General features: G+C 62.9%; 13 protein-coding genes. 11 read left to right on the plus strand and 2 right to left on the minus strand.

Features of this window, described 5'->3' with window-relative positions; translation table 11 throughout:
• Positions 1–28 precede the first annotated feature (28 nt).
• On the minus strand, positions 29–1,897 hold the full coding sequence (gene cobT / locus J7359_RS10365; RefSeq protein ID WP_209056569.1) for a cobaltochelatase subunit CobT: 1,869 nt from the start codon (positions 1,895–1,897) through the stop codon (positions 29–31).
• 145 nt (positions 1,898–2,042) lie between these two features.
• Here cobT and J7359_RS10370 point away from each other — a divergent pair, with 145 nt between their 5' ends.
• Positions 2,043–2,624: an NAD(P)H-dependent oxidoreductase gene (locus J7359_RS10370; RefSeq protein WP_209056570.1), complete on the plus strand. Its 582-nt coding sequence runs from the start codon at positions 2,043–2,045 to the stop codon at positions 2,622–2,624.
• A gap of 162 nt (positions 2,625–2,786) precedes the next feature.
• Here J7359_RS10370 and cobS read toward each other — a convergent pair whose 3' ends face one another.
• Positions 2,787–3,758 (minus strand): cobaltochelatase subunit CobS, encoded by a 972-nt coding sequence (cobS, locus tag J7359_RS10375; RefSeq protein WP_209056571.1) that lies wholly within the window; start codon positions 3,756–3,758, stop codon positions 2,787–2,789.
• Between the two features lie 163 nt (positions 3,759–3,921).
• Here cobS and J7359_RS10380 point away from each other — a divergent pair, with 163 nt between their 5' ends.
• The 10 genes from J7359_RS10380 (at position 3,922) to J7359_RS10425 (ending at position 12,860) form a co-directional block, all read left to right on the plus strand.
• Positions 3,922–4,443 carry a sigma-70 family RNA polymerase sigma factor gene (locus tag J7359_RS10380; protein ID WP_247740321.1) on the plus strand — a complete coding sequence of 174 codons (522 nt, stop codon included), beginning with the start codon at positions 3,922–3,924 and terminating at the stop codon, positions 4,441–4,443.
• Positions 4,440–5,153 carry an anti-sigma factor gene (locus J7359_RS10385; protein WP_209056572.1) on the plus strand — a complete coding sequence of 238 codons (714 nt, stop codon included), beginning with the start codon at positions 4,440–4,442 and terminating at the stop codon, positions 5,151–5,153. The genes J7359_RS10380 and J7359_RS10385 overlap by 4 nt, the downstream gene beginning before the upstream one ends.
• Positions 5,154–5,261: 108 nt before the next feature.
• Positions 5,262–5,813, plus strand: a complete 552-nt coding sequence (locus J7359_RS10390; protein ID WP_209056665.1) for a fasciclin domain-containing protein — start codon at positions 5,262–5,264, stop codon at positions 5,811–5,813.
• Between the two features lie 154 nt (positions 5,814–5,967).
• Entirely contained in the window at positions 5,968–6,948 is a 981-nt protein-coding gene (locus J7359_RS10395; RefSeq protein ID WP_209056573.1) for a DUF808 domain-containing protein, read from the plus strand.
• Positions 6,949–7,134: 186 nt separating this feature from the next.
• Positions 7,135–8,448: a sn-glycerol-3-phosphate ABC transporter substrate-binding protein UgpB gene (gene ugpB, locus J7359_RS10400; RefSeq protein WP_209056574.1), complete on the plus strand. Its 1,314-nt coding sequence runs from the start codon at positions 7,135–7,137 to the stop codon at positions 8,446–8,448.
• 59 nt (positions 8,449–8,507) lie between these two features.
• Complete coding sequence (gene ugpA, locus J7359_RS10405) at positions 8,508–9,386, plus strand: sn-glycerol-3-phosphate ABC transporter permease UgpA (protein WP_209056575.1); 879 nt, start codon at positions 8,508–8,510, stop codon at positions 9,384–9,386.
• Positions 9,386–10,234: a sn-glycerol-3-phosphate ABC transporter permease UgpE gene (gene ugpE, locus J7359_RS10410; RefSeq protein WP_209056576.1), complete on the plus strand. Its 849-nt coding sequence runs from the start codon at positions 9,386–9,388 to the stop codon at positions 10,232–10,234. The genes ugpA and ugpE overlap by 1 nt, the downstream gene beginning before the upstream one ends.
• Position 10,235: 1 nt before the next feature.
• Positions 10,236–11,243, plus strand: coding sequence for a sn-glycerol-3-phosphate import ATP-binding protein UgpC (locus J7359_RS10415; protein ID WP_209056577.1), 1,008 nt, complete (start codon positions 10,236–10,238; stop codon positions 11,241–11,243).
• Positions 11,244–11,332: 89 nt separating this feature from the next.
• Entirely contained in the window at positions 11,333–12,436 is a 1,104-nt protein-coding gene (locus tag J7359_RS10420) for a M4 family metallopeptidase (protein WP_209056578.1), read from the plus strand.
• 100 nt (positions 12,437–12,536) lie between these two features.
• Entirely contained in the window at positions 12,537–12,860 is a 324-nt protein-coding gene (locus J7359_RS10425) for a protealysin inhibitor emfourin (protein WP_209056579.1), read from the plus strand.
• The last annotated feature ends 27 nt before the right edge of the window (positions 12,861–12,887 follow it).

A 12,887-nucleotide genomic window follows, 5' to 3' on the forward strand; every position in this document is an offset into this window, starting at 1 on the left:
CATCGCGGGCAGGCGCGCCTGCCGCGGATCAGCCGCGCCGCACCGCTGACATACCCAGCACGCGCGCACGCTTGCGCGGATCGCTGTCGAACAAAGCGGCCAGCTGTTCGGTGATCGCCCCGGCCAGTTGTTCGGCATCGGTGATCGTCACCGCCCGTTCGTAGTACCGTGTCACATCATGCCCGATGCCGATGGCCAGCAGTTCGACGGCGCGCTTGCGTTCGACCATGGCGATCACGTCGCGCAGGTGCTTTTCAAGATAGTTGGCCGGGTTCACGGACAGGGTGGAATCGTCCACCGGCGCACCGTCGGAAATCACCATCAGGATCTTGCGCGCCTCGGGGCGCTTCGCCAACCGCTTGTGCGCCCATTCCAGCGCCTCGCCGTCGATGTTTTCCTTCAGCAGGCCTTCCTTCATCATCAGGCCAAGATTGGGGCGCACACGGCGCCACGGCGCATCGGCGGCCTTGTAGATGATGTGGCGCAGATCGTTCAGCCGGCCGGGCTGGGCAGGACGTCCCGCCTGCAACCAGGCCTCGCGCGCCTGCCCGCCCTTCCAGGCACGGGTGGTGAAGCCCAGGATCTCGACCTTGACCGAACAGCGTTCCAGCGTTCGGGCCAGAACGTCCGCGCAAATTGCCGCGATGCTGATCGGACGACCGCGCATTGACCCGGAATTGTCGATCAGCAGCGTCACGGCGGTGTCGCGGAACTCCATGTCCTTTTCGACCTTGAAGCTCAGCGGCGTGGTCGGGTTGGCGACCACGCGCGCCAGTCGGCCGGCGTCCAGCACCCCTTCTTCCTTGTCGAATTCCCAGCTGCGGTTCTGCTGCGCCTGCAAACGCCGCTGCAGCTTGTTCGCAAGGCGGCTGACGGCACCGCGCAACGGCTCTAGCTGCTTGTCCAGATAGGCGCGCAGACGCTCCAGCTCGGCAGGGTCGGCCAGATCCTCGGCGCGGATTTCCTCGTCCCATGTCTGCGAGAAGACCTTGTAGTCGGCCGAGGCTTCGCTGACCGGCGGGGGAATGTCGGGCGGGGTTTCGGACTCGGGCATCTCGGCCTCGTCGGTCAGCTCGTCGTCGGACTGGTCGTCCATGCTGACCTGGGCCTGCCGTTCGTCCTGCTGCTGTTCCTGACTGCGCTCGGGCGAGCTGTCGGCGTCTTCGCTGTCTTCCTGATCGCGCGACTGATTGTCGCCCGATTCCTCGTCCTGTTCGGCGTTGTCCTCGGCGTCGTCGTCTTCCGGTTCGTCCGGATCCTCGCCCAACTGATCGCCATAGCCCAGATCACTGATCAGCTTGCGTGCCATGCGCGCGAAGGCCGCCTGATCGTGCAAGACGTCGTTGACGTTTTCCAACGCCTCTCCGGCCTGCTGTTCGACAAATGGACGCCACAGATCCGCCACATGCTGTGCCCCGCCAGGCAAATCGCGGCCGGTCGCGGCCTGGCGCAGCAGATAGCCCGCCGCGACCGACAGAGGCGCATCGGATGGCTGCTTGATCTGCGAGTAGCCCTTTTTCTCGGCGTCCGCGCCGATCCTGGCGTCGATATTCGACAATGCGCCGGGCATGTCGCGCGCACCCAGCGCCTCGCAGCGGGCAGTTTCGAAGGCTTCGTAAAGTTCGCGTGCCATCGGCCCGGAGGGCGCGAATTTGGTATGCGTCGCGGCATCGTGGTGGCGCACACGCATGGCAAGCGCGTCGGCCGTGCCACGCGCCATCAAGATCTCGTCCCGGCCCATCCTGCGGCTGATCTGCGGCAGGCGCATGGTGTCGCCCGCCACGCCCGAAGGATCGGCGCTGAAGGTCACATTCAGCTCGTGTTCGTCGGCCAGCGCACGGGTGGCCTCGGTCAGGGCTTTCTTGAACGGATCGGCGGGATTGTCGGACTTGTTCATGGATTCCATAGACCACCACGCGCGACGCGGGGCAAGGGGTCTGCGCGGCTGCAGGCACGCTGTGCGACGATGCGCCTTTCAATCCTGAAACCTTGCGGCCATCCTGACGTTGGACACATCGATACCAAAACCAAGGGAATGCGACATGGCCAATCCGAAGATCGCCGTCATCATCAGTTCGACCCGCGACGCCCGTTTCGCGGACAAGCCCGCCGAATGGTTCATGGCCAAGGTCGGGAATCATCCCGAGCTGGATTTCGACCTTGTCGATCTGCGCGACCAGGACCTTCCCTTCTTCAACGAGAAGGCGTCGAACCTTTGGGCCCCGTCCGAGGATCCGCGCGCCGTCGCATGGCAGGAGAAGCTGGCAAGTTACGACGGCTTCGTGTTCGTCGTGGCGGAATACAACCATTCGATCACCGGCGCGCTGAAAAACGCGCTGGATCAGGCCTACAAGGAATGGAACCGCAAGCCGCTGGCGGCGGTGGCCTATGGCGGTGTGGGCGGCGCCCGCGCGGTCGAACATCTGCGCCTGATCGGGATCGAGCTTCAGATGGTGCCGCTGCGCAACGCGGTCCATATCGGCGGCAGCGATTTCATCAAGGTTTCGCCGATGGGCGAGAACGCCCCGATGTCCGAGATCGAGGACCATCTGGAAGGATCTCTGGACGGGCTGCTGGAAGAATTGGTCTGGTGGACCAAGGCCACGAAGGCTGCGCGCGACTGATCAGGCAAAGGCCTAGTTTGCGGGTAGGGCTGCCCAAGCCCTGCCTGTCCCGACCGGCGCACCCGATGATTTCAGCCGCCCTTGCCTTTCAGGTCACGCGGTCAGGCGTATGACCCAGACCTGAACGGTTCGAATTGCGGCGCTGACAAGCGCCGCGTTTCATCACTTTGCCTTGGATGCGGCACTTTCCGGCAGCTCTTCGTCGAACAGCCGCTGATAGAATTCAGCCACGGTCTGACGCTCCAACTCGTCGCATTTGTTCAGGAAGGTCAGGCGGAAGGCATAGCCGATATTGGCGAATATCCGGGCGTTCTGGGCCCAGGTGATGACCGTGCGCGGCGACATGACCGTTGACAGATCACCCTGCATGAAGGCCGTGCGCGTCAGGTCGGCCAGCGTCACCATCTGGCTGATGACCTTGCGGCCCTTCTCGTTGTTGTAGTTGGGGTTCTTCGACAGCACGATCGCCGCCTCGGCGTCATGCGACAGATAGTTCAGGGTCGAGACCAGCGACCAGCGGTCCATCTGGCCCTGGTTGATCTGCTGGGTGCCGTGATACAACCCGGTGGTGTCGCCCAGCCCGACCGTGTTCGAGGTCGCGAACAGACGGAAGAACGGGTTCGGGGTGATCACCTCGTTCTGGTCCAGCAGGGTCAGCTTGCCGTCCGCCTCCAGCACGCGCTGGATCACGAACATCACATCCGCGCGGCCCGCGTCGTATTCGTCGAACACGATCGCCGTCGGATTGCGCAGGGCCCAAGGCAGGATCCCTTCGTGGAACACCGTGACCTGCTTGCCGTCGACCAGCTTGATCGCGTCCTTGCCGATCAGGTCGATGCGCGACACATGGCTGTCAAGGTTGACGCGCACGCAGGGCCAGTTCAGCCGCGCCGCGATCTGTTCGATATGGGTCGATTTGCCCGTACCGTGATAGCCTTGGACCATCACCCGGCGATTATAGGCAAAGCCCGCCAGAATCGCCATCGTGGTATCAGGATCGAACTTGTAGGTGCTGTCGATCTCGGGGACGCGATCGGTGCGTTCGGCGAAGCCCTTGACCTTCATGTCGCTGTCCAGCCCGAATACCTCGCGCAGGTCGATCTCTTCGGTGGGTTTCGCGTTCATGTCCAGCATCACTCGGCCCTTTCCTCGCATCCGCGCCTTGATCGCGCATTCGTCTGCCGGGTGCAAGACAGGGCGCGTTGACGATCGGGGCCGGGCTTCATAAAGTCGCGCAGCAACACCACCAAGGCGAGGGCCGCGCGTGCAGGACGCCCGCAGACTGCAACTGGAAAACATGATCGCGCGCACCGCGATGGGTGACCGCCAGGCGTTCGAGTCGCTCTATGACGCGACCTCGGCCAAGCTGCATGCGGTTTGCCTGTCGGTGCTGAAGGACCGGCCCGAGGCCGAAGAAACGCTGCAGGAAGTCTATATCAAGGTCTGGCAAAGCGCCGCGCGCTATGCGTCGAACGGGTTGTCGCCGATGACGTGGCTGATCACCATCGCCCGGAACCGCGCCATTGATCGCCTGCGCGCCCGCAGTTCGCGCCCCGCGACCGCCCCGACCGAAGCCGCGGCAACCGTCGCCTCGACCGAACCCGGCCCCGAATCCGCGACCATACGCGCGCAGGAAAGGCGGCTTCTGGACGAATGCCTGGCCCAGCTTGCAGAACAGCAGGCGGGTGCCGTGCGCGCCGTGTATCTGGAAGGCGTGACCTATGCCGATCTGGCCGAACGCGAGGGCAAGCCGATCAACACCGTCCGCAGCTGGCTGCGCCGCAGCCTGTTGCGCCTCAAGGACTGTGTAAGCCAATGACCGAAGACGCGCCCCTGACCCCCGAACAGCAGGACGATGCCCTTGCGGCGGAACTGGCGCTTGGCCTGCTGGAGGGCGACGAGGCCCAAGCCGCGGTGGCCCGCCTGTCGGATGATCCGGCCTTCGCACAATTGGTCCGCGACTGGCAGGAACGGCTGGCCGGTCTGGCCGAGGGGCTGACCCCCGTTATGGCGCCGGCACGCGCCCGCCAGGGGATCCGCGAACGGCTTGGCCACGGGCTTGCGCCGCTGGCCGAGGATCCCGCCGCGCGTTCGCCCTGGTGGCGACGACCGGGTGCGGCGCTTGCCGGTCTGGCCGCGATCGCCGCCGTTGCCGTCTTCCTGTGGATGCCCGGCCAGACGACAGATTCTCCGCCCCTGGGCCCGGACTATCAGGCGCAGCTTGTCTCGGAAGACGAGGCGCTGCGGGTAGCGGCCAGGTTGATGGGCGACGAGATGGAAATCGCGGTCGAGCAGGGCAGCCCCGCCGAAGGTCGCGATTACGAAATCTGGTGGATCAGGCCGGACGGCAGCGCCCCGATCTCGCTGGGGCTGATGCCGCATTCCGGCAATGCGCGCATGACCTTGCCGTCAGATCTGGACCCGTCGGAAGGTATCAGGATCGCACTGACGGATGAGCCTGCCGGCGGGTCGCCCCAGGGGATCGCCACAGGTCCGGTAGTGGCGATCGCGGACCTCACGAGTTTGTGAAGCTTCGTTTCTGACCGCAGAACGCAACTCATCTGAACTTCCTCCGTGTCTGGTCGCATAGGGCAAGACGAAACGCCCTGATCACACGGAGGAAGTTCCATGAAACGCATGATGACCGCACTTGCCGCCACCGCCGTTTCCGCAACGTTGGCCACCGGCGCATTCGCCCAGAACACGATGGTCGGCGGTGCCGAGATGTTCCCTGACAGAAACATCGTCGAGAACGCCGTGAACTCGGCCGATCACACCACGCTGGTCTCCGCCGTGCAGGCCGCCGGTCTGGCCGAGACGCTGTCGGGCCCTGGCCCGTTCACCGTGTTCGCGCCCACGAACGCGGCATTCGCGAAGCTGCCCGAGGCAGCGGTGGCCGATCTTCTGAAGCCCGAAAACAAGGATCAGCTGACCAAGGTGCTGACCTGTCATGTGGTCGCAGCCGACGCGATGTCGCCGGCCATCGGCAAGATGATCATGGATGACGGCGGCGCGCATCCGGTGGAAACGGTCGGCGGCTGCGTCCTGACCGCGTCCATCAACCCCGACAACAACGCACTGCAGCTGACCGACGAAAATGGCAATGTCGCCACCGTGACCATTCCGGACGTCGATCAGTCGAACGGCGTGATCCACGTCATCGACACCGTGCTGATGCCGAAGATGTAATCCAGCACGATCACCCTGCCCTTCTTTGAACAGGGCGGATTGGCCCGCGCGATCCCCTCTGCGCGGGCCTTTTTCATGTCGCAACCGACTTGCGCCCCGCGCGTTGCCCCGTCAGGTTCGCATGAACCACCGGATCTCAAGGGACAGGACGAAGATGAGCGGGCTGATTGCGCTTCTGGACGACGTGGCGGCGATTTCTAAGGTCGCTGCGGCTTCTATCGACGACGTGGCGGGTCAGGCCGCGAAGGCCGGCGCCAAGGCCGCCGGTGCATTGATCGACGATGCGGCGGTGACACCGAAATATGTCCAGGGCTTCCACGCCAGCCGCGAATTGCCGATCGTCTGGAAGATCGCCAAGGGCTCGATCTTCAACAAGCTTGTGATCCTGCTGCCGGTGGCCTTGCTGCTGTCGGCTTTTGCGCCGTGGTTCATCACGCCATTGCTGATGATCGGCGGTGCCTATCTGTGCTTTGAGGGTGCGGAAAAGGTGGCGCACACATTCACCCATTCCGACGCACATGACAGCAAGAAGCACATTCACCCTGAAGGTGAGGGTGCCGCGCTTGAGGAAAAGCGCGTAGCCGGCGCCATCAAGACCGACTTCATCCTGTCGGCCGAGATCATGACCATCGCCCTGTCCACAATTCCAGCCACCGATACGTTGTGGATGAAGGCGTTGATCCTGTTCGTCGTGGCTATCGGCATCACGGTCGCGGTCTATGGTGCGGTCGCACTGATCGTGAAGGCGGACGATGTCGGCGTGCATCTGGCGACCGGACGGAACGGCGCCTTGGCCGCGCTGGGACGCGGCATCGTCAAGGTCATGCCCGGCCTGATGAAGACGCTGACGATCGTCGGCACCGCGGCAATGCTGTGGGTTGGCGGGAACATCGTCGTTCACGGTCTTGCGGACCTTGGCTGGCACGCGCCCTATGACTGGATCCACCGCATGGCCGAGCTTGCGGCCCATGCGGTGCCCCGTTTCGGCGGCGCTGTCGCATGGCTGACCACGGCCTTCTTCGACGGGATCCTGGGCCTGCTTCTGGGGCTGGTGCTGATCCCGGTGGCGACGCGGATGATCAATCCGGCGATCTCCGCGATCCGCGGGGTCGTCGCCCGACCGGATCAGGGCTGAGAACTGGTGCGATAATTTCGTTACGCACCGCGCACCGCACTGGAACATCCGGGAAAAAATACGAAAAGATTCGCGTATTGACCGGACGATCAAGAATCGTCACATTTCCTTCACAATAACGTTGCGCTTCCGTCACGCACGCCCGCTAGGCCGACCGGGAAACGCAACTCCAATGGGAGGAAGATCATGTCCAAACTATTCACCGTGTCGGCGGTGGCGCTGATTGCGTCGTTGTCCGCCGCGCAGGCCAAGACCGATGTCCAGTGGTGGCACGCCATGGGTGGCGAACTTGGTGCCAAGCTGGAAGAAATCGTCAAGGGCTTCAACGAAAGCCAGGACGAATACAACGTCGTTCCGTCCTACAAGGGCACCTATCCCGAAACGATGACGGCCGCGATCGCCGCCTTCCGCGCCAAGGAACAGCCTGCGATCGTTCAGGTCTTCGAGGTCGGCACCGGCACCATGATGGCAGCCGAAGGTGCGATCGTCCCGGTCTATCAGCTGATGCAGGATCAGGGTGCGAATTTCGATCCGAACGCCTTCCTGCCGGCCGTGGTCGGCTATTACACCGACACCGACGGCAACATGCTGTCGATGCCGTTCAACAGCTCGACCCCGATCCTGTATTATAACAAGTCGGTCTTCGAGAAGGCCGGCCTTGATCCCGAACAGCCGCCCAAGACCTGGGCCGAGATGGAAGAATTCTCGAAGAAGATCATGGAATCGGACGCCGCAAGCTGTGGCTTCACCACCGGCTGGGTCAGCTGGATCCAGACCGAGAATTTCAGCGCCTGGCACAACCAGCCGATCGGCACCGAACAGAACGGCTTCGGCGGACCCGAGGCGCGGCTGACCCTGAACGGTCCGGCTCAGGTCAAGCACTGGGGCAACCTGAAAAAATGGGCCGACGAGGGTATTTTCAAGTATGGCGGCCCGGTTGGCGGCGACAACGCACCCCCGATGTTCTACTCGCAGGAATGCGCGATGATCATGAACAGCTCGGCCAGCCGGGCGGGTGTGATCGCGAACGCCAAGGACTTCGATCTGGGCTTCGGCATGCTGCCCTATTATGACGACATCGAAGGCGCACCGCAGAACTCGATCATCGGTGGCGCGACGCTGTGGGTCCTGTCGGGCCGTCCCGACGAAGAATATGCCGGTGCCGCGAAATTCTTCGAATACCTGTCCTCGCCCGAGGTTCAGGCTGACTGGGCGTCCTTCTCGGGTTATCTGCCGATCACCGAGGCCGCTGGCGAAGAGATGGCCGGTTTCTTCGAGGAAAATCCGGGTGCGGATACCGGGCTGCGCCAGATCACGCTGAACGAGCCCACCGAGAATTCCAAGGGTCTGCGCTTTGGCAACTATGTCCAGATCCGCGGCATCATCGATGAGGAATTCGAACAGATGCTGTCGGGCGACAAGGACGCGCAGGGGGCGCTGGACGGAGTGGTCGAACGCGGCAACAAGCTGCTGGAAGATTTCCAGGCACAAAGCCAGTAAACGCGAACCGGGGCCGCCGTCCAAGGCGGCCCCCTTCCCCTGTTCTGACCGGATTTTCGATGAAGCGAACGATTTTCAGCAATCAGTTGCTGCCCTGGCTTCTGCTGGCCCCGCAGCTTGCCATCACCTTCATCTTCTTTCTGTGGCCCGCCGGTCAGGCCATCAAGCAAAGCTTCCTGCGCGAGGATGCGTTCGGCATCAATTCAAGCTTTGTCGGTCTGGCGAATTTCACGGCACTGCTGGACAGCCCCGAATATCTGAACTCTTTGAAGGTCACGGCCGTCTTTGCGATCTCGGTCACGGTCGTGTCGATGGGTGTCGCATTGCTGCTGGCGGTTGCCGTGGACCGGATGCTGAAATCCTCGCGGACCTATACCACGCTGCTGGTCTGGCCCTATGCCGTCGCACCCGCCGTGGCCGGCATCCTGTGGTGGTTCATCTTCAACCCGACGGTGGGCGTGATGCCCTATGTGCTGGAGGTGATCGGCTATGACTGGAACCATATCAGTTCCAAGACCGACGCGATGATCCTTGTCGTGATCGCCAGCGCCTGGAAACAGATCAGCTATAATTTCCTGTTCTTCGTCGCCGGACTGCAGGCGATCCCCGCCTCGATGCGCGAGGCCGCGGCCATCGACGGCGCAGGTCCGGTCCGGCGCTTCTTCGACATCACCTTCCCGCTGCTGTCGCCGACCACCTTCTTCCTGCTGGTCGTCAATATCGTCTATTCGATGTTCGAAACCTTCGCCGTGATCGACGCGACGACCGAGGGCGGGCCGGCACAGGCCACCAACATCATGGTCTACAAGGTCTATTTCGACGGCTTCATCGGCCAGAATCTGGGCAGTTCGGCAGCCCAGTCGGTGATCCTGATGCTGATCGTCATCAGCCTGACCGTGATTCAGTTCCGCTGGGTCGAGAAGAAGGTGGAATACTGATGATCGAGAACCGCCCCGGCCTGAGCGCACTGGCCCATCTGGTGCTGATCCTTGGCGTCGTCGTCGTCGCGCTGCCCGTCTGGGTGGCTTTCGTTGCCTCGACCCACGGTCCGACCGATTTCATGTCGGGCACGGTGCCGATGTGGCCCGGCCCGCATCTGGTCGAAAACTATGCGAAGATGCTGGACACCGGCCTTTCCACCAGCGGCACACCGCCGGTCGGCTGGATGATGTTCAACAGCCTCGTGATGGCGCTGTCGATCGCCCTGGGAAAGATCGCGATCTCGATCCTGTCGGCCTTCGCCATCGTCTATTTCCGCTTTCCGCTGCGCGGACTGGCGTTCTGGTGCATCTTCGTGACGCTGATGCTGCCGGTCGAGGTGCGGATCGTGCCGACCTTTCAGGTCGTGGCCGGGCTGGGATTGCTGAACAGCTATGCCGGCCTGTCGATCCCGCTGATCGCATCGGCCACAGCGACCTTCCTGTTCCGGCAGGTCTTCCTGACCATGCCCGATGAACTGGTCGAGGCCGCGCGCATCGACGGTGCGGGACCGATGAAATTCTTCCGCGACATCCTGCTGCCCCTGTCGCGAACCAACATGGCGGCGCTGTTCGTCATCCTGTTCATCTATGGCTGGAACCAGTATCTGTGGCCTCTGCTGGTCACGACCAGCAGCGACTATTACACCATCGTCGCGGGTATCAAGCGGATGGCGGATGTCGTGGACGGCCTGCCCCAATGGCACCTGGTCATGGCGACGGCCGTGCTGGCGATGTTGCCGCCCGTGGCGGTAGTCATCTTCATGCAGAAGCTGTTCGTCAAAGGTCTTGTCGAGACGGAGAAATAACGTGGCATCGATCACCCTGGACAATCTCGGCAAGGTCTACCCCGGCGGCACCCGCGCCGTGGGCGACGTGAACATGCAGATCGCTGATGGCGAGTTCATCGTGCTGGTCGGCCCGTCGGGCTGCGGCAAGTCGACCCTGCTGCGGATGGTCGCCGGGCTGGAAAGCATCACAGAGGGCGAGGTCCGCATCGGTGACCGCGTCGTCAACAAGGTCGAACCGGCCGACCGCGACATCGCGATGGTCTTTCAGAACTATGCGCTTTATCCGCATATGTCGGTGCGCCAGAACCTGGCCTATGGCCTGAAAAATCGCGGCACATCAAAGGCAGAGATCACCCGCCGGGTCGATGAGGCCGCCGAGATCCTGCAGATCGGGCAGTTCCTTGACCGCAAGCCCCGCGCCCTGTCGGGCGGGCAGCGCCAGCGCGTCGCGATGGGCCGCGCCATCGTCCGAGAGCCTGCTGCGTTCCTGTTCGACGAACCGCTGTCGAACCTTGACGCCAAGCTGCGGGTCGCGATGCGGCTGGAAATCAAGGAACTGCAACGACGCCTGCGCACGACGTCGCTGTATGTGACGCATGACCAGCTTGAGGCGATGACCCTGGCCGACCGGCTGGTGGTGCTGAATGGTGGCCAGGTCGAACAGATCGGCACTCCGTTGGAGGTCTATCGCAACCCGGCATCGACCTTCGTCGCCGGGTTCATCGGCAGCCCCGCGATGAACCTGATCCCGTCACGCGCCGTGCCGCACCTGCCCGGCAGCGCCCATGCCGGGATCATCGGCATCCGCCCCGAGGATCTTGCCGTTGACCCTGATGGGCCGATCGAAATGCAGGTCCGCGCGGTCGAAGAACTAGGCGCGCAGCGGCTGGTCCACGGCCATACCAACGGCGCCGACCTGACGATCACACTAGGCTCGCACGCCGATCTGCATGACACGTTGCGCCTGTCCGCGCAGCGCGAGGCGTTGCACCGCTTCGACGAGAAGACCGGAAAACGGCTGGCGTGAACACAGCGCGCACCAGCGCATATGTTCCCCATTTGTTCCGAACGTGAATCATGTTAACCTTGAGTCCCTGAGACAAAAGGATTCGAGGCATGTGTATTTCGGTCTGCCCCGGCGGCACGCATCATCCGATCCAGTGCATCGTGCCGCCACATATGCTGCGCGTGATCGCCCTTCGCGGCGATGAACGCACTGCCGAAATGGCGCGCAGCCTGCTGAAACAGAACCAGAAACTGCGCCAGGAGCGCGAGGATCACCCCCATCCCTGCAATCAGGGCGACGAGGCGCCAGCAGCGGCCATTGCAAGGGGTGGAAACACCAGGGCCGGTTCGACCTTCACGCCAGAACGGCGCGTTCATGACGGACAGCAGAAAGCAGCCCTGCCCGGCAAGCTGCTGCGCGGGGAAGGCGATCCCCCCAGCGACAACGCCGATGTGGACCTGATGTACGACGCGATGGGCGAGGTGTTTTCCCTTTATGCCGAACAGTTCGACCGGAACTCTCTGGATGGCGGCGGGCTTGCCCTGATCGCGACGGTCAATCACCGGCGCAACTACAACAACGCCTTCTGGAACGGCGATCAGATGGCATTCGGGAATGGCGACGGCCAGTTGTTCCGGACATTCATGGATCTGTCCGTCATCGCGCACGAGATGACCCACGGCGTGATCCAGTATTCCGGCGGGCTGGTATATCAGGACCAGTCCGGGGCCCTGAACGAAAGCATCGCCGATGTCTTTGCCGCGATCACCCAGCAACGCCAGCTTGGGCAGGCTGCGCATGAAGCGGACTGGATCATCGGCAGCGAGTTGCTGGGCCCAGGGATCAAGGGTGTCGGATTGCGCAGCATGAAGGCGCCCGGCACCGCCTACAGCGACGATCTGCTTGGGCAGGATCCGCAGCCGTTCCACATGGATAGTTTCCTGTCCACCAGCGATGACAATGGCGGCGTGCATATCAATTCTGGGATCCCGAACCATGCCTTCTATCTGTTCTGCATGCTGCTTGGCGGCAATTCCTGGGAAAAGCCGGGTCAGATCTGGTATCGGGCCTTGCAGGAACTGAACAATCCGATGGCCAGTTTCGCCGAATGGTCGGACCAGACCGTGGCCGCCGCGATCGAACTTTACGGCACCGGCAGCCCCGAAGCGCTGTTGCTGCGACGCGCCTGGAAATTGCTCGGCCTGCCGACCTGACGGCACCGCCCTGCGCCGCCCTGCCCTGCGGCAGGGCGCGAACCACCCTGTCCTTTCAGCGATCTTGCCCGATGGCAGGTTCGGCCCTATCTTCTGTGCAATGAGTAGCGCAACCTTGGCGGCCGGATGCTTTGCCATGATCATTGAAATCTCGTCCAGCGGCGGATTCGGCGGAATCCCTGCCGCTGCCATGCACAAGCGTATCGATGTGGACCAGCAGGCACCATCGCTGCGCCAAGAGATCTGTGAGGCGTTCGAACCGCGCGATCTGCGTCAGCTTGCCGCACGGTCGGGAAATTCGCGTGGCGCCGATCTGATGGTGTACCGGATAACGGTAACCGACCGCCAGGACGGCCCGCATGTTTACGATATCCGCGAAGATCAGTTGCCCGCCGAAATCCTCGACCTCATCGACCAGATGTAGTCTGCGATGATCGGCCGCAGGCCTTGC

It is taken from the genome of Paracoccus sp. R12_2, assembly GCF_017744015.1.
In the GTDB taxonomy this organism is placed as follows: Bacteria; Pseudomonadota; Alphaproteobacteria; order Rhodobacterales; family Rhodobacteraceae; genus Paracoccus.